General features: G+C 52.4%; 21 protein-coding genes. All 21 read right to left on the bottom strand.

Annotated features, from left to right (window positions below; all coding sequences use genetic code 11):
- Entirely contained in the window at nt 1-873 is an 873-nt protein-coding gene (gene nadC, locus B5D20_RS10525) for a carboxylating nicotinate-nucleotide diphosphorylase (RefSeq protein ID WP_078666191.1), read from the bottom strand.
- Nucleotides 873-2,480: an L-aspartate oxidase gene (gene nadB, locus B5D20_RS10520; protein WP_078666190.1), complete on the bottom strand. Its 1,608-nt coding sequence runs from the start codon at nt 2,478-2,480 to the stop codon at nt 873-875. The genes nadC and nadB overlap by 1 nt, the downstream gene beginning before the upstream one ends.
- Before the next feature lie 17 nt (nt 2,481-2,497).
- Nucleotides 2,498-3,421, bottom strand: coding sequence for a quinolinate synthase NadA (gene nadA / locus B5D20_RS10515; protein WP_078666189.1), 924 nt, complete (start codon nt 3,419-3,421; stop codon nt 2,498-2,500).
- 64 nt (nt 3,422-3,485) lie between these two features.
- Nucleotides 3,486-3,869, bottom strand: a complete 384-nt coding sequence (panD, locus tag B5D20_RS10510; protein ID WP_078666188.1) for an aspartate 1-decarboxylase — start codon at nt 3,867-3,869, stop codon at nt 3,486-3,488.
- Nucleotides 3,869-4,720: a pantoate--beta-alanine ligase gene (gene panC / locus B5D20_RS10505; protein WP_078666187.1), complete on the bottom strand. Its 852-nt coding sequence runs from the start codon at nt 4,718-4,720 to the stop codon at nt 3,869-3,871. Before panC ends, panD begins: the two co-directional genes overlap by 1 nt.
- Before the next feature lie 11 nt (nt 4,721-4,731).
- A complete protein-coding gene (gene panB, locus B5D20_RS10500) occupies nt 4,732-5,562 on the bottom strand; it encodes a 3-methyl-2-oxobutanoate hydroxymethyltransferase (RefSeq protein WP_078666186.1) in 831 nt (276 codons plus the stop codon).
- Nucleotides 5,540-6,436 (bottom strand): Rossmann-like and DUF2520 domain-containing protein, encoded by an 897-nt coding sequence (locus tag B5D20_RS10495; RefSeq protein WP_159071764.1) that lies wholly within the window; start codon nt 6,434-6,436, stop codon nt 5,540-5,542. Before B5D20_RS10495 ends, panB begins: the two co-directional genes overlap by 23 nt.
- Nucleotides 6,437-6,632: 196 nt before the next feature.
- Entirely contained in the window at nt 6,633-7,121 is a 489-nt protein-coding gene (gene folK, locus B5D20_RS10490; RefSeq protein ID WP_078666184.1) for a 2-amino-4-hydroxy-6-hydroxymethyldihydropteridine diphosphokinase, read from the bottom strand.
- Nucleotides 7,121-7,480, bottom strand: a complete 360-nt coding sequence (folB, locus tag B5D20_RS10485) for a dihydroneopterin aldolase (protein WP_078666183.1) — start codon at nt 7,478-7,480, stop codon at nt 7,121-7,123. Before folB ends, folK begins: the two co-directional genes overlap by 1 nt.
- Entirely contained in the window at nt 7,480-8,676 is a 1,197-nt protein-coding gene (folP, locus tag B5D20_RS10480) for a dihydropteroate synthase (RefSeq protein WP_242952064.1), read from the bottom strand. The genes folB and folP overlap by 1 nt, the downstream gene beginning before the upstream one ends.
- A 12-nt stretch (nt 8,677-8,688) precedes the next feature.
- Nucleotides 8,689-9,177 (bottom strand): HD domain-containing protein, encoded by a 489-nt coding sequence (locus B5D20_RS10475; RefSeq protein WP_078666182.1) that lies wholly within the window; start codon nt 9,175-9,177, stop codon nt 8,689-8,691.
- An 81-nt stretch (nt 9,178-9,258) separates the two neighbouring features.
- Nucleotides 9,259-10,929: a formate--tetrahydrofolate ligase gene (locus B5D20_RS10470; RefSeq protein ID WP_078666181.1), complete on the bottom strand. Its 1,671-nt coding sequence runs from the start codon at nt 10,927-10,929 to the stop codon at nt 9,259-9,261.
- 135 nt (nt 10,930-11,064) lie between these two features.
- A complete protein-coding gene (locus B5D20_RS10465; protein WP_078666180.1) occupies nt 11,065-11,466 on the bottom strand; it encodes a thioesterase family protein in 402 nt (133 codons plus the stop codon).
- A 78-nt stretch (nt 11,467-11,544) separates the two neighbouring features.
- On the bottom strand, nt 11,545-11,994 hold the full coding sequence (gene ndk / locus B5D20_RS10460; RefSeq protein WP_078666179.1) for a nucleoside-diphosphate kinase: 450 nt from the start codon (nt 11,992-11,994) through the stop codon (nt 11,545-11,547).
- Nucleotides 11,995-12,024: 30 nt separating this feature from the next.
- Nucleotides 12,025-13,836 (bottom strand): ATP-dependent zinc metalloprotease FtsH, encoded by a 1,812-nt coding sequence (gene ftsH / locus B5D20_RS10455; RefSeq protein WP_078666178.1) that lies wholly within the window; start codon nt 13,834-13,836, stop codon nt 12,025-12,027.
- Nucleotides 13,837-13,868: 32 nt separating this feature from the next.
- Nucleotides 13,869-15,257 carry a tRNA lysidine(34) synthetase TilS gene (gene tilS / locus B5D20_RS10450; protein WP_159071763.1) on the bottom strand — a complete coding sequence of 463 codons (1,389 nt, stop codon included), beginning with the start codon at nt 15,255-15,257 and terminating at the stop codon, nt 13,869-13,871.
- The gene (locus B5D20_RS10445; protein WP_159071762.1) at nt 15,247-15,678 is read right to left on the bottom strand and encodes a threonine/serine exporter family protein; all 432 of its coding nucleotides are present in this window, start codon (nt 15,676-15,678) and stop codon (nt 15,247-15,249) included. Before B5D20_RS10445 ends, tilS begins: the two co-directional genes overlap by 11 nt.
- Before the next feature lie 17 nt (nt 15,679-15,695).
- Complete coding sequence (locus B5D20_RS10440; protein ID WP_159071761.1) at nt 15,696-16,448, bottom strand: threonine/serine exporter family protein; 753 nt, start codon at nt 16,446-16,448, stop codon at nt 15,696-15,698.
- A gap of 85 nt (nt 16,449-16,533) precedes the next feature.
- Complete coding sequence (locus tag B5D20_RS10435) at nt 16,534-18,705, bottom strand: SpoIIE family protein phosphatase (RefSeq protein ID WP_078666174.1); 2,172 nt, start codon at nt 18,703-18,705, stop codon at nt 16,534-16,536.
- Between the two features lie 105 nt (nt 18,706-18,810).
- Entirely contained in the window at nt 18,811-19,731 is a 921-nt protein-coding gene (locus tag B5D20_RS10430) for a Ppx/GppA phosphatase family protein (RefSeq protein WP_159071760.1), read from the bottom strand.
- A 67-nt stretch (nt 19,732-19,798) separates the two neighbouring features.
- Nucleotides 19,799-20,062, bottom strand: coding sequence for a hypothetical protein (locus tag B5D20_RS10425; RefSeq protein ID WP_078664755.1), 264 nt, complete (start codon nt 20,060-20,062; stop codon nt 19,799-19,801).
- Nucleotides 20,063-20,103: the final 41 nt, after the last annotated feature.

Genomic DNA, 20,103 nt, shown 5'->3' with positions numbered 1-20,103 from the left:
TTAATCTTCCTCTCCGGCCGTAAAGGTGGAAATCTTGCTGGTAAATAGATCCAGACTGATATCCATCGCCTTCACTGAATGGGTAAGACTGCCTACACTTACCAGGTCTACCCCCAATTCGGCGGCCTGTCGCGCTTTTTCCAGATCCATACCCCCGGAAACTTCCAGAATCGCTTTGCCTTTAGCCAGAGCCACCGCCTCTGTGATTGTGTTTATATTCATATTATCCAGCATGATTATATCTGCTCCAGCCTGCAAAGCCTCCTGCACCTGGGTTAGATTTTCCACCTCTACCTCGATTTTCATGGTATGACCTACTCTTTGCCTGGCTTTATTCACTGCCGCCTTAATGCCTCCGGCGGCTTTAATATGGTTATCCTTAATCAATACACAATCTGCCAGGCCAAAACGGTGGTTGGCTCCACCCCCTACCCTGACCGCGTATTTTTCCAGAATTCGCAAGCCCGGAGTCGTTTTGCGGGTATCCACCAGTTTAATTTTATATCCGGCCAGAGCTTCAACCAGTCGCCGGGTCTGGGTAGCTATACCCGACATCCTTTGCAATAAATTCAATGCTACCCGTTCAGCAGAAAGAATGGCCCGCACAGGTCCCTCTATTTTTAATAACCGTTGCCCGTAAGTCACCAGTTCCCCGTCACGGCAAAGGAAATCCACTAGCACCCGGGGCTCCAGCATCTGAAAGGTCCAGGCTGCTACCTGTAAGCCCGCAACTACCCCTTCCTGCTTGGCATAAATATAGGCAGTACCTAACAAATCCGGGTCAACAGTAGCTTCGGTAGTTACATCCCCCCAGGCCAAATCCTCTTGCAGGGCCCGTTTAATAATATCCTCTACCAAGAAACGCTGTAACATCATTCCTGGCCTCCATCATATTTTAATACCACCCGCTTGAGCCAGTGAGCATCATCGGTAAATGGGTAATCACTGCGATAGTGACCACCCCGGCTTTCAGTACGTATCAGAGCCGCTTGTGCCACCAGCCCGGCCGTCCAGTACATATTGGCAGTTTGACAGGCATCCCGCCCTTGTAAAGGTCCGCTTAAATCCTTTTTACCTGCCTCAATCCGGGCCAGAGCCGCTTTCAAGCCTGCCGCCGTCCGCACCAGCCCAACATGCTGCCACATGATTTCCTGCAGCTCCTCTACCATTTCTGGTAGCGGCCTGGATAGCACCTGCTCCGATCTCCTCAATTCCAGTTCAGGCAGATCCCGGGGCAATACCACTGTCTCCAACTGCCCCCTGGTCGCCTCCACTATTCTGCCTCCAAAAACCAGGCCATCAAGCAGGGAATTGCTGGCCAGCCGATTGGCACCATGAACACCAACACAGGCAGTCTCCCCACAGGCATATAGCCCCGGCAGCGTGGTAGCACCATTGATATCGGTTTTAATGCCGCCCATAAAATAATGAGCCGCTGGTGCCACTGGAATCAGGTCCGTCGCCAGGTCCAGGCCAAATCGCCGGCAGGTAGCGGTAATTTTTGGGAAACGCTGCCTGACCCGATCCGGAGTTAAATGGCGCAGGTCCAGATAAACATGATCTTCCCCTGATTTCAGCAACTCCTGAACAATTGCTCTGGCTACTACATCCCGGGGAGCCAGTTCTGCCAGGGGATGGTAATGGATCATGAATCGTTCCCCTTTATGGTTACGCAAATATGCCCCTTCTCCCCTGACCGCTTCGGAAATCAGGAAAAAAGCAGCCCCCGGTACCATCAGCGCCGTAGGATGAAACTGGACAAACTCCATATCCATCACCGCTGCTCCGGCCCGATAGGCAATAGCAAACCCATCTCCGGTAGCTACTTCGGGATTGGTGGTGTTACGATAGAGCCGGCCGCCGCCTCCAGTGGCCAGGACAACAAATTTCCCCAGAAAACAGCGGAGCTGGTCCTGTTCATCATAGGCCAGAACCCCTCTGCAGCGTTCATCCCAGACCAGCAGGTCCACCACAAAATGATTTTCCCTGCGATCAATCTTCTGCTCCCTTTTCACCTGCCGGGTTAGAGTACGCTGAATCTCTTCCCCGGTGGCATCTCCCCGGGCATGAAGGATACGACGCCGACTATGGGCCCCCTCCCGGGTCAAAGAGATATGGCCTCCTTCAGTGCGGTCAAAATCCGCCCCCATAGCAATCAATTCTTTTACCCGTTCCGGCCCCTCAGTCACCAGTACTTCTACTGCCTCCAGGTCACACAGGCCTGCTCCTGCTGCCAGCGTATCAGCTTTATGCAATTCCGGCGAATCCTCTTCCTGGTCAAAAACAGCGGCAATACCTCCCTGGGCATGATCGGTATTGGTATCCCCTAAACCTTTTTTGGTCAACAGGATGACTTTGCCATGTTCAGCTGCCTTAATCGCCGTATAGAGCCCGGCAATACCGCTGCCCACTACAATATAATCGGCAGTTTCTACCGGGAGAGCATCCAAACGGAAATCTACCAGATAATCAACCCTCAACCCTCTTTCCTCCTAAACTACCGGATGGCCAGCATTCTTTCCAGAGCATTTAACGCCCTGTCCCGGATTTCCGGTAGCACGGTAATGCGCGGCTCCATTTCCTCCAAAGCATATTTGACTTTGGGGAGAGTCGTCGATTTCATGTTGGGACAGATTAATTTATTGGATGCCAGATAAAACTGTTTGTCCGGGCAGGTTTTTTGTAACTGGTGCAAAATCCCGCTTTCCGTCCCGATAATAAACTCCCGGGCCTCACTATTACGGGCATAATTGATAATCCCGGCGGTGCTGAACACACCATCAGCCAGGTCAACCACATCAGGACGGCATTCCGGATGAACCAGTACCAGGGCCTCGGGATGGGCCTCTTTAGCAGCCAGAATATCCTCTCTGGTCAGCCGGTCATGGGTATTACACCAGCCTTCCCAGAGGATAATATTATTCCGTCCAGTTTGACGGGCCACCCAGTTGCCCAGGTTTTTATCGGGAATAAACAAAATGGGTTGCTCCGGCGGCAAGCTGTTGACTACCTTGACAGCATTGGAAGAAGTGCAACAGATATCGCTTTCCGCCTTGACATCAGCAGCCGAATTGACATAACAAACAACTACTGCCTCCGGATGCTCCTGTTTCTTCTGCCGTAAGGCTTCTGCAGTAACCATATCCGCCATGGGACAGCCGGCCCTTTCCTCCGGTAAAAGCACAATTTTATCCGGTGACAGAATGGCTGCACTTTCAGCCATAAAATGCACACCGCAAAAGACAATCACATCCGCATCAGTAGCAGCTGCCTGCTGGCTTAATTGCAGGGAATCCCCGATAAAATCAGCCACATCCTGGACTTCAGGGCGTTGATAGTAATGAGCCAGAATAACAGCATTCCGTTCCTTTTTCAAACGCCGTATCTCTTCTTGCCATCGGCTAACTTCATGTTGTTCCATTTCTTTCTCTCCTTAAATAGCATAGTTTGTCCTATGTTCATCATAGCAAGAATATTGCGCCATTTCAACGAATTTCCCCATGCCGTTCCAGATTGGCGGTATCCAAAATCCGGTTCTGATCATCCACAAACACCACTTTGGGCTGATATTCTCTGGCCTCCCGGTCATCCACCAGCATATAGGAAATAATGATAATTTTATCACCAGGCTGAACCATCCGCGCCGCAGCGCCATTTAAACAAATAACCCCGGAATAGCGCGGCCCCTCTATGACATAGGTTTCCAACCGGGCGCCATTATTATTATTAACCACTTGCACCTTTTCATTGGGCAGAATATCGGCCGCTTCCATTAAAGCTGCATCTATAGTAATACTTCCTACATAATTCAGGTTGGCTTCAGTTACGGTCGCCCGGTGAATTTTGGATTTCATCATGGTTCTGAACACTAGCCTTCAACCTCCAAAACGGTATTATCAATTAAACGGGTTTTACCAATCCGTACTGCCAGAGCCAGCAAAGCTTGCCCCTGTAACTGTTCCAGCGGGGTCAAATCCGGCAAAGCTACCAGTTCCACATAATCAATCTGCGCCAGCGGTTCGGCTTCAATCATCTGCTTTACCTGTTCCTTGATAACCTCTGGTTGCCGTTCCCCTTGAGCTACCAGCTCTTCCGCCCGCTTAAGACTCCGGGACAATACCAGAGCGGCCTTCCTTTCCTCGGGCTCGAGATAAACATTGCGAGAACTGAGAGCCAGTCCATCAGCTTCCCGGACAATGGGCACCGGGATTATCTCTACATCCAGATTCAAATCCTCCACCATCCGCCTGATAACCTGCACCTGCTGGGCATCTTTCCAGCCAAAATAGGCCCGATCAGGTTTAACAATATTGAACAGCTTCATAACCACAGTAGTGACTCCTCGAAAATGCCCCGGCCGGCTAGCTCCACACAGTCCCCGGGTTACCTCAGTCACCTCAACAAAAGTCTGATAACCTCGAGGATACATCTCCCGCACGGTAGGAACAAACAGATAATCCACTCCAGCCGCCTCTGCCAGCGGAGCATCCCGCTCCAGATCCCGGGGGTATTCTTCATAATCCTCCCCTACCCCGAATTGCAGGGGATTGACAAAAATGCTGGCCACTGTAATCTCATTTTCCGTCCTGGCCTTGCGCATCAAGGTCAAATGGCCTTCATGCAAATAACCCATGGTAGGGACAAAGCCAGTGCTTTTCCCTCCCTGGCGCCATTTCCGGGCCAGTGCCTGCATTTCCCTTACCGAAGTGATAATCTCCATGCTCGTCACCTCTAATAAACTTTTAGTGGCTCCTTTTCCGGCCAGCCGAAAGATTCCGCCGGACCTGGGAAAGACCCAGCCTTAACTTCCTGTATATAGGCCTGTACCGCCTCTTTTACTGGCTGCTGTAGACTGGCATAGCGCCGTACAAACCTGGGAGTTAAATCCCGGTACAGCCCCAGCATATCCTGGGTTACCAGCACTTGCCCATCACAATAGGGCCCGGCACCGATACCGATAGTAGGTACATCCACTGCCTCAGTTACCATACGAGCCACGTCAACCGGTACACACTCCAGTACAATGGCAAACACCCCGACCTCCACCAGCAAACGAGCATCCTCCAGCAATTGTTGCCGGGCCGCATCCTCTTTTCCCTGTACACTATAACCGCCCAGACGATGGACATGCTGGGGAGTCAGCCCCAGGTGACCCATCACGGGAATTCCGGCCTGTACAATCGCCCGTATCTGGGGCACCACCTCCCGACCCCCTTCCAGTTTGACCGCCTGGGCTCCCGCTTCCTGCAAAAAGCGGCCAGCATTGCGCACTGCCTCCTCACAGGAAACCTGGTAAGACATAAAAGGCATATCGCCTACCACCATTGCCTGTTTGGCCCCCCGGGCCACCGCTCTCGTATGGTGCAGCATTTCTGCCATAGTAACCGGCAAGGTGCTGTCATAGCCCAAAATCACCATACCCAGGGAATCGCCTACCAGCAAAACATCCACACCTGCTTCATCCAGCAATACGGCTGTAGAATAGTCATAACAGGTCAACATGGTTATTTTTTCGCCACTCTCTTTCATTTTTTTCAGCTTAGTAGTGGTTATGCGGGCCATATACAACCTCTCCTTTCAGAATCCCGTTTAACTCAATCAATTGTTCCCCTGCTAATCCTCGCTCCCGGGCAATTTCTAATGTCAACAAGCCCAGCAGCCGGTATAAATCCTGTTCCATCTCCGGTATACCCTGTTCCCTAGCTGCCTTCAGGTGCTGATACACCGTCGGTCCATCACCGCGAACAATCGGACCAGTTAATGCCGCTATCGGACCATAAGTACCGATATTATTCAAAGCCCCTTGCATCAGTGCCACCAACCCCTGGTTGGCCGCTGCCGCCGGGATGCCGGCAGCTTCCATCCATTTCCCTGCCCAGTAGGCCAGGGTAACCAGATAATTGGAAGCGACTACTGCCGCCCCATGATAAAGGGCTTTGGCTTCTTTAGCGATGGTAAAGGGGTTTAGTCCCAGTTGCCGTGCCAGTTCCATCCCCTGTTCAACCGCCTCCTCATCCCCTTCCAGGGCCACCAGTGACCCGGGCAGGTTCTGCTGCGCCTGTTGCCAGTCTGCAATAGTCTGCAAAGGATGGAAAGATAATACCCTGGCCCCCGCTTCCCGCAAAGGCATTAGAATCTCGCTGCTTAACGCACCACTGGTATGGGCAAAAATCTTCCCCCGGCAAGAGTATCGGGCCAGCCGTTCTACCACTTCCGGCAAAGCCCGGTCAATGACTGTCAGCCAGATCCAGTCTGAATAATCGACTACCTCTTCCATTTCCATTACCGGCATTGAGTTGCTAAGAGCGGCTACCTCCTGGGCCTTTTGGGACCGGCGATTCCATACAGCCCCCACCGGAATGCTCCGTTCTTTTAACAAGACAGCCAGAGCTGTTCCCACTTTACCGGTTCCAATAATCCCCATGGTCAGAAACATTTCTGCCACCTCCAAAAGACAAAAACACCCTCTCGGACAGATGCCGAAAGGGTGTAAAAGCCAGAAGTGCCTTTCTCCTTCCGTCTCGGTCCGAAGCGGCTCCAAGCGGTTGATTGCTTGCATTTCCAGACTAAAGGTACAGCTCTGCCGGAGCAGATACTGTCCTGAATTTTATTGTAACATTATCTCTGGCAAATTACCAGGGGTAGTTGGTAATTTTTTTAATTTTTTGACTTTTTACCAGTGCTTTTCCCAGTTCCGTCACAGTACAGGTTCCCAGTCTGAAGTCCGGCCAGAAATCGGCAATGGGCAAAACTACAAAAGCCCTTCCCTCTGCCCGTGGGTGGGGCAACTGCAAAAAGTCGGTTTGGCGCTCTTCCCCTTCATACCAGATCAAATCCAGGTCAATGGTTCGGGGCCCCCAGCGCAGTTGCCGTACCCGCCCCAGCTCCGTTTCCAGCTGCAGCAATCGGGCCAGCAATTCCTCCGGGCTCAGCTCCGTTTGCACCAGGGCCGCACTGTTATAAAACCAGTCCTGTTCGGTATAGCCAACGGGTTCAGTTAGATACAGTCCCCCGACCACCACAGGCTCTATTCCTAATTCCGGCAGAGCCATCAGCACCCGCTGCAAATTTTCCCGCACCGGGCCCTGGTTCCCTCCCAGGGCAATAATGGCTTTTTTCATCAGCCCCGACTCCTTTCAATTTCAACTGCCACCAGACCAAAAGGCCGGGGAATAGGGGCCTGGGGTTTTTTTACCAGCACCCGGACTTTTTCAATTACAGGATAGCAGAGCATCTCAGCTGCAATCGCCTCTGCCAGGGCTTCAATTAAGTTAAATGATTTCGCCTGGCCCAGGGTCACTACTTTTTCCACAATTTCAGCATAATTAACGGTCCGTTCCAGGTTATCCTCCTGGCCCGCCGGAGCCAGAGCCAGGTAGAGATCCAGATCTACAGCAAACCGCTGACCCAGCCTTTTCTCCTCCGGCAGGACGCCGTGGTAACCATAGAACTCTATATCCCTGATTAAAATCCGATCCATTACCAGCACCTTCTTACAATGGCATCAGTCATTCTGGCCACCCGGATCATTGCTTCCACATCATGGACCCGCACAATCTCTGCGCCCATGGCAATTCCCAGAGCCACCGTAGCTCCGGTTCCTTCGACCCGCTCATTGACCGGCAAGCCCAGGGTATTGCCGATAACCGACTTGCGGGAAGTACCCAGTAATATAGGATAATTGAGAGTACGTAATTCGTCCAGTCGCGCCAGCACTTCCAGATTGTGCTCATAGGTTTTGCCGAAACCAATGCCCGGATCCAGAGCCAATAAGTCCAAATTGGCACCTGCTGCTGTTAGCCAATCAATGCCTTCACGGAAAAAGGCAAGCACGTCCCCCATCAAATCCCGGTATTCCGTTCCCTGCTGGTTGTGCATCATGATGTAGGGAACTCCCGTTTCCGCCACTACCCGGGCCATATCCCGATCAGCCCTCAAGCCCCAGACATCATTGATAATAGAGGCTCCCGCCTGAATGGCCGCTTCTGCCACCCGGGCTTTGTAGGTATCAACAGAAATAGGTACATCTATCTCCTCAACCAAAGCCTTGATTACCGGCAAAACCCGGGCCATTTCTTCCTCGGCATCTACCGGAGTGTGTCCAGGGCGAGTGGATTCACCCCCTACATCGATAATATCCGCCCCTGCTGCCACCATAGCTTTAGCCTGTTTGACAGCAGCGGTCAGCTCATTGAATTTACCACCATCGGAAAAGGAATCAGGGGTAACGTTGAGGATACCCATGACCAGGGTTCTCTCCCCCAATACCAGCTCCCTTCCCTGCCACCGCCAGTGCCACTTACGGTAACCGGTAGCAGCAGTCTTCACTACCTCTTCTATTTCCTGGGCCAGCCGTCCCAGACCAAAGGGCTGGGAGCGCAGCTTCTTGCACAAATCCAGGTGTTGCCGTAAGGTCCCCAGCAATAAAACATCGGTTTCCTCACAGCTGAGGTTGCCTACCGCCCGGTGTACAGCCGCTTCCCCACCCCGGCTCAACATCTCCTGCTTTAAGATGATGGCCTGTTTGATCCCGATGCCTGTAAGTTTAACAGGCAAAAAGACACTTTTGGCCGCCATCACACCAACACCACCGCTATCGGCCCCAATGCGGGCCAGCTCACGCCTGGCCTGTTCCAGATTACGGATCAGCACTACTCTGGGATTGGCTTTTTCCACTTGCACTGCCTCCTATCTATAATCATACAGTTGCTGCAAAACCAGCATTTTTTCCCGTTTATAGCAATCCTCAACCACGCACTGCAGGCAGGGACGGGAGAGCTTGTCCGCCAGATAGAGATAGCGGGCCCAACCCTCTACCTCTCCCCGGCGGTGTCCGGCAATAGCCTGACAAACCTTATAGATGAATTCAGCGGGCATTCCCAGTTCAACAAGAATCTCCCCGGCCAGCCGGGCCGAAACCTGGGCATGATCTTCACCGGTAGCATATTCCGCTGCCCGCCCCAGATCGTGTAACAGCCCGGCGGCATAAAACCCCTCCCGGGCCTCAGGCTCCCGTTCATCCCTCTCTTCCAAGTATAGCATATAAGCCAGCCGGGCAACAGCCCAGGCATGCTCCCAGCCATGTCGGCAATAGATTCTATCCTTTTCCCAGGCGGCTATTTCCGTAAATGCTGCCCTCACCCGGGGATGATTGATTAGACGGTTGAGTAAGTCCATTATTACTACCTCCTGCCCGCCTCTAAAAAAGATGGACCCAGGTCTCCCTGGGCCATCTCCATTATACTATATAACTGCAGTTTAGAACAAACCGGTGATTACACCGTTTTCGTCAATATCAATGAACTCGGCGGCCGGGCGCTTGGGCAGGCCGGGCATGGTCATGATATCCCCGGTAATAGCTACCAGGAAGCCGGCGCCTACAGAAGCCCGGATTTCCCGCACGGTAATGGTGAAGCCACTGGGACGGCCCAGTTTGGTGGGATCATCCGACAGAGAGTACTGGGTCTTGGCCATACAAACCGGGTAGTTGCCCAGGCCCAGTTTTTCGAAGCCTTCCAGAGCCTTTTCTGCTTCTTTGGTGAAGATGACCCCATCGGCACCATAGATTTCCCGGGCGATGGTTTCGATTTTTTGCTTGACGGGCATTTCCAGGTCATAGAGGAAGCGGAAGTCTGCCGGCCTGGTTTCCAGGGTCTTGAGCACTTTTTCTGCCAGCTCGATACCGCCTTCGCCACCTTTGGCCCACACTTCGGAGAGCGCCACTTCAGCACCGGCTTCTTCACAGAGCTGCCGTACCAGAGCCAGCTCTGCTTCTGTATCAGTGGGGAAGCGGTTGATAGCTACAACGGCGGGCAAGCCAAACTTGCCGACGTTCTCAATATGCTTTTCCAGGTTGGCAAAACCCTTGCGCAGAGCCTCCAGGTTTTCCTGGTTCAGGTCAGCCCGGGCTACACCGCCATTGTACTTCAGCGCCCGTACAGTAGCCACGATTACTACTGCATCCGGCTGCAGACCGCCAAAACGGCACTTCAGGTTGAGGAACTTCTCAGCCCCCAGGTCAGCACCGAAACCAGCTTCAGTTACCACATAATCAGCCAGTTTCAAAGCCAGTTTGGTAGCCTGGATACTGTTACAGCCATGGGCGATATTAGCAAAAGGACCGCCATGGACAAAAGCAGGTGTATGCTCCAAAGTCTGGACCAGGTTGGGCTTAATGGCATCCTTGAGCAGAACAGTCATGGAGCCTTCAGCCTTCAGATCCCGGGCATAGACCGGCTTGCCATCATAGGTGTAAGCAACCAGGATATTGCCCAGACGCTTCTTCAGGTCATTGATGTCATTGGCCAGACAGAGGATGGCCATGATTTCGGAAGCAACAGTGATGTCAAACCCGCTTTCCCGGGGTACACCCTGAGCCTTGCCACCCAGACCGATCACGATTTTCCGCAGGGCCCGGTCGTTCAGGTCAACGACACGACGGAACAGCACCTGCCGCGGATCTATTCCCAGTTCATTTCCCTGGTGCAGATGGTTATCGATCATGGCTGCCAGCAGGTTATGGGCAGTGGTGATAGCATGGAAGTCTCCGGTGAAATGCAGGTTAATGTCTTCCATGGGCACGATCTGGGCATAACCACCACCGGCTGCCCCCCCTTTGATCCCGAAGCAGGGCCCCAGGGAAGGTTCCCGGAGAGCGATCATAACTTTTTTGTTCAAGCGGGCCAGAGCATCCCCCAGACCAACGGTGGTGGTGGATTTGCCTTCACCAGCCGGGGTGGGGTTGATAGCGGTGACCAAAATCAGTTTACCATTGGGCCGGTCGGCAACCCGCTTCCAGACGTCAGCGGAAATCTTAGCCTTATACTTGCCATACAGCTCCAGATCATCAGGGCTTAAACCCACTTTGGAGGCTACTTCGGTAATAGGTTTTTTCTCCGCCGCCAGCGCGATTTCGATATCGGATTTCACAATCTCATCCTCCCTCATCCTCTTTTATTTGCAGGGGTCCTCTCCCCTTCTGCACATACTGGTGTAGAATTATTATTCTCCATCGCCAGCCAATTTCCTGCCGGCGTTGGCGGAATTTTTGCAAAATTCTATATTTCACTTCTTCTGGTCTTTTTTCGCCTCAGACCGGCTAATGAACCGGGCGATATCAATAATATAGCGCTCGTGCTTGCCTTCTCCAATGAGTCCTGCCTCATCATAGGCTTCCACCCGGAATAATAGGCGCTTGCCCTCAACTTCCAGCAACTCAGCCTGGGCCCGCACCTGCATCCCTATCGGCGTTGCCGCCAGATGAGTAACCTCCACTTTGGTACCTACCGTTGCCATCCCTTCTGGCAGCAAGGGATCCACAGCACTCAAAGCCGCTTTTTCCATCAACCCGATCATGGCCGGTGTGGCAAAAACTTTCACCCCGCCACTGCCATAGGCGATAGCCGTGTTGGCCTCACTGACTTCCGTGGTCGCCGTGCCAGTCAACCCCACCTGTAATTTTTCCATAACTATCCCCTCCATTACCTAATAAATATAAATTATACCCTGCCAGCGTATTCGCCAGCAGGGCACAAAAAGACCTCTTTATTCGTAAAGCCAGGCATCTACATTCTTTTCGTAGGCAAGAATTTCTTCTTCCTTGAAGTAAATAGCGATTTCTCTTTCGGCCGATTCTACCGAATCAGAGGCATGAACCACATTGCGGCCCACTTCTATGCCATAGTCACCCCGGATAGTACCAGGAGCAGCATTGGCGGGATTGGTAGCACCATTCATGGCTCTTACCCCGGCCACAACTCCTTTACCCCCCAGGACCAGGGCTACTACCGGGCCGGAAGTAATGTATTCCACCAGCCCGGGGAAAAAGGGCTTGCCCACATGCTCGGCATAATGCTGATGGGCCAGTTCTTCAGTAACCCGCATTAGCTTCATAGCCAGCAGTTTGTAACCCTTTTTCTCATACCGGGCCAGAATTTCCCCTACCAGATTGCGCTGAACGCCATCGGGTTTAATCATGACAAATGTTCTTTCCATAAGCTTTTCTACTCCTCCCAACCATATTATTTATTCATTTTCCGCCTTTTGCATCAAAGCGGTAAACTCATCAGCCTCAATGGTTTCTTTTTCCATCAGGGTATTGGCTACCAGTTCCAGTTTATCCTTGTGTTCCAGCAAAAGACTTTCCGCCCGCTGATAACACTCCTCAATCATCCGCCGCACTTCAGCATCGATGGCCTTGGCTACTTCTTCACTGTAATTGCGGTCGCGAGCGATATCCCGGCCCAGGAAAACCTGGTCACTGCGGTTGCCAAAGGTCAGGGGACCCAGGTTTTCGCTCATACCATACTCGGTAATCATGCGCCGCACGGTATTGGTAGCCCGCTCCAGGTCATTTTGCGCCCCGGTGCTGATTTCATTAAGCATCAGGGCCTCTGCCACCCGGCCGGCCAGCAACATGGTCACCTGATCCAGCAGCTGGCTCCTGGTAGCATAATAACGGTCTTCCTTGGGTAGCAGCAAGGTATATCCGCCTGCTCTTCCCCGTGGAATAATGGAAACCTTGTGCACCGGATCAGTATTGGGCAGGAGGTAACCCACAACTGCGTGTCCCGCTTCATGGTAGGAAACCAGTTTCTTCTCCTGTTCAGAAATCACTTTCGATTTCTTTTCCGGACCGGCAATAACCCTTTCAATGGCATTTTCCAGCTCTGTCATTTCGATTTGCTTCTTGTTGGCCCGGGCTGCCAGCAAGGCCGCTTCATTGACCATATTGGCCAGGTCTGCCCCGGTAAAACCAGGAGTTCGCCGGGCCAGCACATCCAGGTCAACGGAGGGAGCAATCGGCTTGTTGCGAATATGCACCTTGAGGATTTCCTTTCTCCCTACCAGATCAGGACGGTCTACCACAATCTGCCGGTCAAATCGGCCCGGGCGCAATAGCGCCGGGTCCAGAATATCGGGACGGTTGGTAGCCGCAATGACAATCACACTTTCCGTCATAGTAAAGCCGTCCATTTCCACCAGCAGCTGGTTCAGAGTTTGTTCCCGCTCATCATGGCCACCACCCAGACCAGCTCCCCGCTGGCGACCAACGGCATCGATTTCATCGATAAAAACGATACAGGGCGCACTTTTTTTGGCCTGCTCGAACAGGTCCCTTACCCGGGAGGCCCCTACCCCGACAAACATCTCTACAAAGTCGGAACCGCTGATACTGTAGAAAGGAACCCCGGCTTCCCCGGCTACCGCCCTGGCCAGCAGTGTCTTACCGGTACCGGGAGGTCCAAAGAGCAAAACCCCTTTGGGGATCCGCGCCCCCAGTTCATGGAATTTCTTGGGGTATTTGAGAAATTCCACTACTTCCTGCAATTCCTCTTTAGCCTCATCAGCTCCCGCTACATCGGCAAAGGTCACCCGGCGCCGGTCCTCGGAAGCCAGGCGAGCCCGGCTTTTGCCAAAGGACATGACCCGGTTGCCACCCCCCTGGGCCTGTTGCATAAAGAAGAACATCACCCCTACCAGCAATAATACTGGCAGTAAGGAGGTCAGCACCGATAGCCAGACACTGTTTTTGGGCGGAGGATTATGCACTATCTTGACATTGGCATCCATCAGCCGGTCAATCAGCCGTTCATCCTGAATCGGGCCGTAGAGAGCAAATTTTTTGCCGCTGCTATCCACACCTTCAATGGAGTTGGTTAAGTTTTCAGTTGTAATGGTTACTTCCCTGATTTTCCCAGCCTGTACCATTTTGACAAATTCATCATAGGATGGCCTGTTCACTGTTTCAGACGGGCGGCCAGACAGCTCTAAAATGGCAAACACCAACAGGCCGATCAGGAGATAAATGCTGAAACCTTTAAATAATTTGTTCAACCAAGTCACTCCTCCCGCGGTGCGTGTTAAAGTCACTCATATTTACATATTGTACCACAGGACCCGGGCCTTTGCAACAAAGCCACCCATCTTCCTCCCGGGCTTTTCCGGCAAGGATTGTGGCCTGCTTGCCAGCCTACTACCCAAACAATATCCTCTCCCAGCAGGACTAAAGGAATTCGTTCCCGCTCTGAACGGGGAATTTTTTTATCGATCATCCATTCCTTCAGCTTTTTGCTGCCCGGTGCCCCCGCTGGCCGAAAACGGTCCCCCGGGCGCCGGTAGCGCACCAGCAATTCTCCTTCTGGTGGTACCCAGAGATAAATCAGTTCCCTGCCTGCTGGCCCCAGCTCTCCAGGTTGCTGAACAACCTGCGCCTGAATTACCGTTCCATCCGGCAACTGAATCTGTCCAGGTAAGGACAGGTACCACTCTTCAGAAACAGTTTCTTCCTTAACCGGCACTGACCGTCGTCGCAACACCAGTTTAGTATAATCTTTTACCGCCTCCAGATCTGCCTTTAAGCGCCAGCTGGCACTGCCGTCCTTCTCCAGCAAACGCCTCACTCCTTCAGTTTTGGCCCAGGAAAGGGGATGTTCAGCAGCGGTAAATTCCCGCCAGGCCCGGCGGATTAACCTGCGTTGCAAAGCCGCCGGCAGGGTTTGCAGGGATTTTAAGTCCAGAACTATTTCCATTTCATTCTGGTAGAGGACCGTCTCCTGCCAGTACTGGTCTGTTACCTTTTCCAGCAACTCCAGTTCGTCCCGCAACAACTCGGCGGTACGGGCCAGGTGTTTTCTTAAAGCCGGTTGAATTTCCCGCTCCAGAAAAGGAAAAATCACCTGCCGAATGCGATTACGGGTATAAATGGGCAACAGGTTACTGGAATCCACACACCATTGTAAATCATTTTTCTTTAAATAAGCAAGTATTTCAGCCCGGTTTACTGCCAGCAGCGGCCGGATAAATTTTCCGCGCCGGGCCGCCATACCCGCCAGCCCGTCCAGACCACTGCCTCTAAGCAAATGCCAGAACAGGGTTTCCGCCTGGTCATCCTGATGATGCCCCAGGGCGATTTTATCCCATCCCCCCTGGTTCAGCAGCTGTTCAAATACCCGGTAGCGAGCAACGCGGGCCGCTTCTTCCGATCCCGGAGGTTGCTCCAGTTTTTCCACATAAAGGGGAATATTCCATTCCTGGCACAAGCGGCGCACAAACTCCTCATCCCGCTCTGCTTCTCCGGGCCGCATACGATGGTTGACATGTACAGCCCCCAGCTGCCACCGGTATTTATCCGCTAATTGCAACAGGCAATGAGCCAGGGCCACCGAATCCGGTCCGCCGGAAAGCGCCAGCAACACCCGCTCCCCATACTGCAGAAGCTGTTGCTGGACAATATAATGTTCAATCTTATGCCACATTGGCCTTTCCTCCCGTTCTGGCCCGGAACAAAGCGGCCCCCAGTGCCAGCCCTCCGGCAATGGCCAGTCCCAGTAAGAGGGTCTCCACCGTTTTAGCCAGCCCCGCCGCTGTTTGGCCATGGACCAGATTGAACATAGCTTCATAAGCGGACGCCCCTGGCACCAGGGGCACCACGCCTGGTACCAGGAAAATGGGTACTGGCACCTTTCCCAGCCGGGCCGCCGTTTGACTGAAGAGGGTAACCATGACTGCTGCCAAAAACATGGCCACGATCCCATTCAGGTGGATAGTAGTTAGCCAGGTATAACTGGCCCAGCCCAGCCCTCCACCTGCTGCTGCTGTAAATAACCAGCGTCGAGGCACAGCAAATAAGATGCCAAACAAAGCAGAAGCAATTGCAGCCCATAATACTTTTAACATTTTTCTGTCTGCCTCCATCATCCTAATGCCAGTACCAGGGAGACTCCGGCAGCCACGGCAGTGGCAATCAAAATGGCTTCTGCTCCCCTGGCTACCCCGGATAAAAGGTCCTCATTGATTACATCTATTATAGCGCTGGTTACCGCAACCCCTGGTACCAGCAACATAATGGTCCCGATAATGGCCTTGTCTGTTGCCACCGTTGGCCAAAGCCGGCCTACCAGCACTGCCGTTATGGCTCCAATCACTGCGGCCAGGAATGTAGTGATCACTCTGCCTGGCCCTAGCGGTGCCACCAGCTGACGCCAGAGCATCACTGTCAGTCCACCCAGACAGGCCACCAGAGCCGCTCGCCAATCCCCACCAAACATCAGGGCAAAAAAACCGGTAGCCAGGGTTCCTGCCCCTGTCATTACCCAGGCAGGGTAATCTGGTGGTGCGTTTTCCACCTCTGCCAGGCGCTGCACCAGTTCGGGAAATTGCAGCTCTCCTTCCACTACCTGCCGGGAAATCTGATTCACCAGCAAGACCCGATGTAAAGCCAGCTCCCGGGCCCGTATGCGTTCCGTCATAGTAGCGACCTTCCCCAGCTCATTCTGGCCGGAAACCACAAAACCGGTAGGAGTGGCAAAAACCTCTACCTTTTTCAGCCCCAGAGCCAGGCCCATTCTCTCCAGGGTATCTTCTACCCGGGTAATTTCCGCTCCATTTTCCAGCAACAACCTGCCGGTCCACAGCAGAATCACAACAATTTCCTTGGTTGATGCCATGCCCATCTGCCCACCTCAAACACTGATAGCATTATTATACCATTATCCAAATAGAAAAGAAAAACCCCCGTAGAGGGGGAAAAATTTACTTTTTGATCAGTCGGAATACTATTACCGTCATATCATCAGCAATTCGGTTATTGGCCTGGATACGGGCACTGTTGAGAATATAATGGGCCAGATTTTCCGGATCCTCTGTCCGGCATTGATGCAAGACCTGGGCCAGCCATTCTTCCGGGCAGGCACCGGTACCATGAATTACCCCATCACTGAACATCACCACTATATCACCGGGTTCCAGCTGGACATTAATCTGGTCCGGTTCCATCTGTTGCAGAATACCTATGGGCAAAGAACCTGATTTAACCAGTCCAATCCGATGCTCCCGTTTGATCAGGGAAAAGACAGCACCGATCTTGACAAAGTGAGCCGAACCATCCTGCAGGTCAATTAAAGCCAAATCCAGGGTAGCGAATTCTTCTTCATCTTTGGAACGCATAATCATGGCTGAGTTCACAGTCTTCACTGCTATCTCCGGATCATATCCCATCTCCAGCAGCTGAGTCAACAAACTGAGGGCCGCCTGGCTTTGTACTGCGGCCCTTGTACCCGTTCCCATGCCATCACTGAGGGCCAGTAAAAACTTGCCATTGTTCAGATTTTGAACCGCCGTACTGTCTCCGGAAATAATACAACCATCCTTGGCTACTTTGGCAATACCATATTCCACCTGGTAGGGCCAGTCCAGTACTTCTGCCGTTTCGCCCGTTACTGCCAGCTCATAGGCGAAAGATTCCATTAAATTGGAAACACCCCGCAGCTGTTCCTTAACTAATTCCTGACTTTCCTGAATCTTATGTTCCCAGAACTTATGTAAACGATGGGCACTGGCCAGGCAGTTAATAGCTGCCGCCATTTCCCGCATGCGAAAACAATATTTCAGCGCCCGGCTCACCTGGGTACTATCAACCCCTCCCTGGGCTTCAGCCAGATTCAACAATAGCCGTATTCCCTGTCTGGTCGCCCGCTCTTCTCTCTGCCAGCAGGTTACCAGTCTGCTGCAGCGACCACAGGCCTCTTTAACCAGCGGAGGCAGAGCATCCTCTTCCCCTTCCCGACCTGTTGAATTAATCAATTGTTCAAAAGTATTGGACAGACCCTGAAAAACACTGGCGAATTCCAGAATACGCTGGGCCGTCATGGCCTTCAGTTTTTCTGCCTCTTCTTTCAACTGTCGCTCCTGTTGCCGTCTCACTCTACCCGCCCGCCGTTGCCATTCTTCCAGTAAACGGGCAGGTAACAGCAAGAATAGTAAAACTGCAATCAGGGTTTCCCCCATGATAATCAACAGCCCCCTGGGGTCGGGTGTATATAAGGAGAGAAATATATTGCTTAACATCAAGCCCAGGGCCGGGCCCCAGCGGCCAAAACGTTCAAAAATTCCCGCCAGCAAGCCTCCAAAGGCATAAACCCCGACTATCACGGGAGAATAGCCCCGGGCCGTCAAAGCAGGTATCAGCCCGATAATAGTGCCAATTACCGTCCCACCACCGATACCGCCTATGGTGGCAGCCAGTAGAATCAGCAGACGGCTGAGAATCCCCACCAGACTTAAGCCGTTGATTTCTATACCATTCAAGCCAATAAGAATGCCTGTTCCCAGTATCCCCAGGCCGCCGACAGCTTCAACCGCTTTTTCCCTTTTTTCCAGCAAGGGAGGTAACCAGACCAGCATAAAGTAGGCCAGTACCGCCGCCAGCACCGCCTCTACTGTGCTGGCAACAAAGGCATATAAGGGGGCCTGTCGCAAAAGGGCCATCCCGGCTCTTAAGGTCAAATCAAGGCTTCCCACCAGTACCGGTAAAAACCAGCGACGCCGGGTCTGTTCCGGAATACGCCCGATAATGGTAGCAAAACCCAGGGCCAGCATTGAGGCTACTGCCAGCTGCCAGTAATCCCCCTTTACTGCCAGGGTCAAAGCTACTCCCAGGCTGGTGGCCCATTGGCGCCGGGCATTAAACCAGGCGATTCCCCCTAACAAAGCGGGATAAAAAGGTGAAACATCTTCCAGGATCATGCTGTTGGCTAAAATTGCAGCTATACCCAGCCAGATCAGGTCTTTAAAATCAGGCCGAACTCTTTTTACTTTTAACAGCCCGCTCAGATCAGGCCAGCGCCAGCGCTCCTTCCGGGCTATGGCTGCTTGTCCATCTTCTGTCTGCCGATAGGGATAAATTTCGAACTGGGATTCCAGCAAGCTCCACTCCCCCTTAGCCTGTACTCTACCTATCTATATTTTAATCAGGGGAGCGGGAAAAACTTGTCAGTATTGGTAGGTTGTCCAAATTTTTTCTTCGACAAATTAGGAAAAGTCCCATTTAACCGGGCCTTTTTCGTCATATTTCAGCTGTTCCTGAATATATATATAGATTTGGCCGTAAAGTAAATCGGTCTCACTTAACCAAACCTGCTCAGTGCCCAGCTGGTGGGTAGCAGCAGCCAGGATGGAAGCACCGGCAGGGATGATATCCGCCCGGGCAGGCTGTAAACCAGGCAATTGTTTTCTTTCCTCCAGATTCAGCTCTCGCAGCCGCCGGGCCCAGGCTGCTACCTGTTGGGCTGACAGCTTAAGCCCGTGTACCAGACTGGGCTGATATTTCTCCAACTGCAGCTCCATTGCGCCCAGGGTAGTCGCAGTTCCTCCTACCAGAATCACTTTCTCCGGTTTAACAGGAATGGAGGCTATCCCTTTAGCAAGAAAATCATCGATCTCGGCCAGAGACCATTTTTCTTCCGTAGCTCTGACCGCTCCTATTTTCAGTGAAATAGCCTTTAGCTGTCCTGCCTCCAGCCAGCTGAACTCAGTACTGCCACCACCGCTGTCTATGACCATTACTCCATCTCCCTTTTCCAGCCCCAGGCCCTGAACTGCTCCCAGCCAGCTATACCAGCCCTCCCGTTGCCCATCAATGCAGGTAATCTCTGCAGACAATGGCACCAGACGATCTAGCAGCTCCTGTCCATTAGCAGCTTCCCGAACTGCGGCTGTCGCCACCCCTAATATTTTTTCCGCCCCTTTCTGCCGGGCGCGTTCAACAAAACCAGTAATAGCCTCCACAGTACGCTCGATGGCTTCCGGCAACAAAATACCTCCGGCCATCCCTTTGCCCAGCCGGGTCGTAGCCAGGTCCTGTTCAACTACCCTTAAGCCCTGGTTTTTTTGCCAGTGCACCAGAGTATAACGGCAGGAATTACTGCCAATATCCAGACCGGCGATCAACATTAGCCTCATCCTTTCCCCATAGAACAAATTCGCCCTTCGGGCGACTTAAAAGAGTAAGCCGCAAAGCTTACTCTTTTTCCCCTTTATAAACCATGCCTCCAGGACAATAAGGACATTCCAAAATTGGCATTCCTGGTGAGCCCAAGTTATCCAATTTGTCCATAGCTTTCATCTCATCTACGATAAATGCTGGCACTTCCTCTTTATACCCACATTTCTGACAATGATAATTGTAATAGGTTTCCTTCTTCTGTCCTTCGAAGGGAAGCTCCCAGTCCAGCAGTAGATCTTCTATCTCGGCCATTTCGTTTTTTCTTTTCTTTTTCTTCAAAGTAAATCACACCATCCTTCTCAAATGACCATATGGTTCCG

Source organism: Carboxydocella sporoproducens DSM 16521 (assembly GCF_900167165.1).
GTDB lineage: Bacteria > Bacillota.
Note: the sequence above shows the minus strand (reverse complement) of the source record. Positions and strands in the feature narration are given on the sequence as shown.

Excerpts from the sequence above, each read along its gene's own strand:
- ndk (WP_078666179.1), bottom strand. The coding sequence starts at position 11,994 with ATGGAAAGAACATTTGTCATGATTAAACCCGATGGCGTTCAGCGCAAT.
- B5D20_RS10465 (WP_078666180.1), bottom strand. The coding sequence starts at position 11,466 with ATGGAAAAATTACAGGTGGGGTTGACTGGCACGGCGACCACGGAAGTC.
- tilS (WP_159071763.1), bottom strand. The coding sequence starts at position 15,257 with ATGTGGCATAAGATTGAACATTATATTGTCCAGCAACAGCTTCTGCAG.
- nadA (WP_078666189.1), bottom strand. The coding sequence starts at position 3,421 with ATGGAACAACATGAAGTTAGCCGATGGCAAGAAGAGATACGGCGTTTG.
- B5D20_RS10445 (WP_159071762.1), bottom strand. The coding sequence starts at position 15,678 with ATGTTAAAAGTATTATGGGCTGCAATTGCTTCTGCTTTGTTTGGCATC.
- B5D20_RS10495 (WP_159071764.1), bottom strand. The coding sequence starts at position 6,436 with ATGTTTCTGACCATGGGGATTATTGGAACCGGTAAAGTGGGAACAGCT.
- folB (WP_078666183.1), bottom strand. The coding sequence starts at position 7,480 with ATGGATCGGATTTTAATCAGGGATATAGAGTTCTATGGTTACCACGGC.
- B5D20_RS10430 (WP_159071760.1), bottom strand. The coding sequence starts at position 19,731 with ATGTTGATCGCCGGTCTGGATATTGGCAGTAATTCCTGCCGTTATACT.
- panC (WP_078666187.1), bottom strand. The coding sequence starts at position 4,720 with ATGGAGATTATCACTTCGGTAAGGGAAATGCAGGCACTGGCCCGGAAA.
- B5D20_RS10440 (WP_159071761.1), bottom strand. The coding sequence starts at position 16,448 with ATGGCATCAACCAAGGAAATTGTTGTGATTCTGCTGTGGACCGGCAGG.
- B5D20_RS10475 (WP_078666182.1), bottom strand. The coding sequence starts at position 9,177 with ATGGACTTACTCAACCGTCTAATCAATCATCCCCGGGTGAGGGCAGCA.
- folK (WP_078666184.1), bottom strand. The coding sequence starts at position 7,121 with ATGAAAAAAGCCATTATTGCCCTGGGAGGGAACCAGGGCCCGGTGCGG.
- nadC (WP_078666191.1), bottom strand. The coding sequence starts at position 873 with ATGTTACAGCGTTTCTTGGTAGAGGATATTATTAAACGGGCCCTGCAA.
- panB (WP_078666186.1), bottom strand. The coding sequence starts at position 5,562 with ATGGCCCGCATAACCACTACTAAGCTGAAAAAAATGAAAGAGAGTGGC.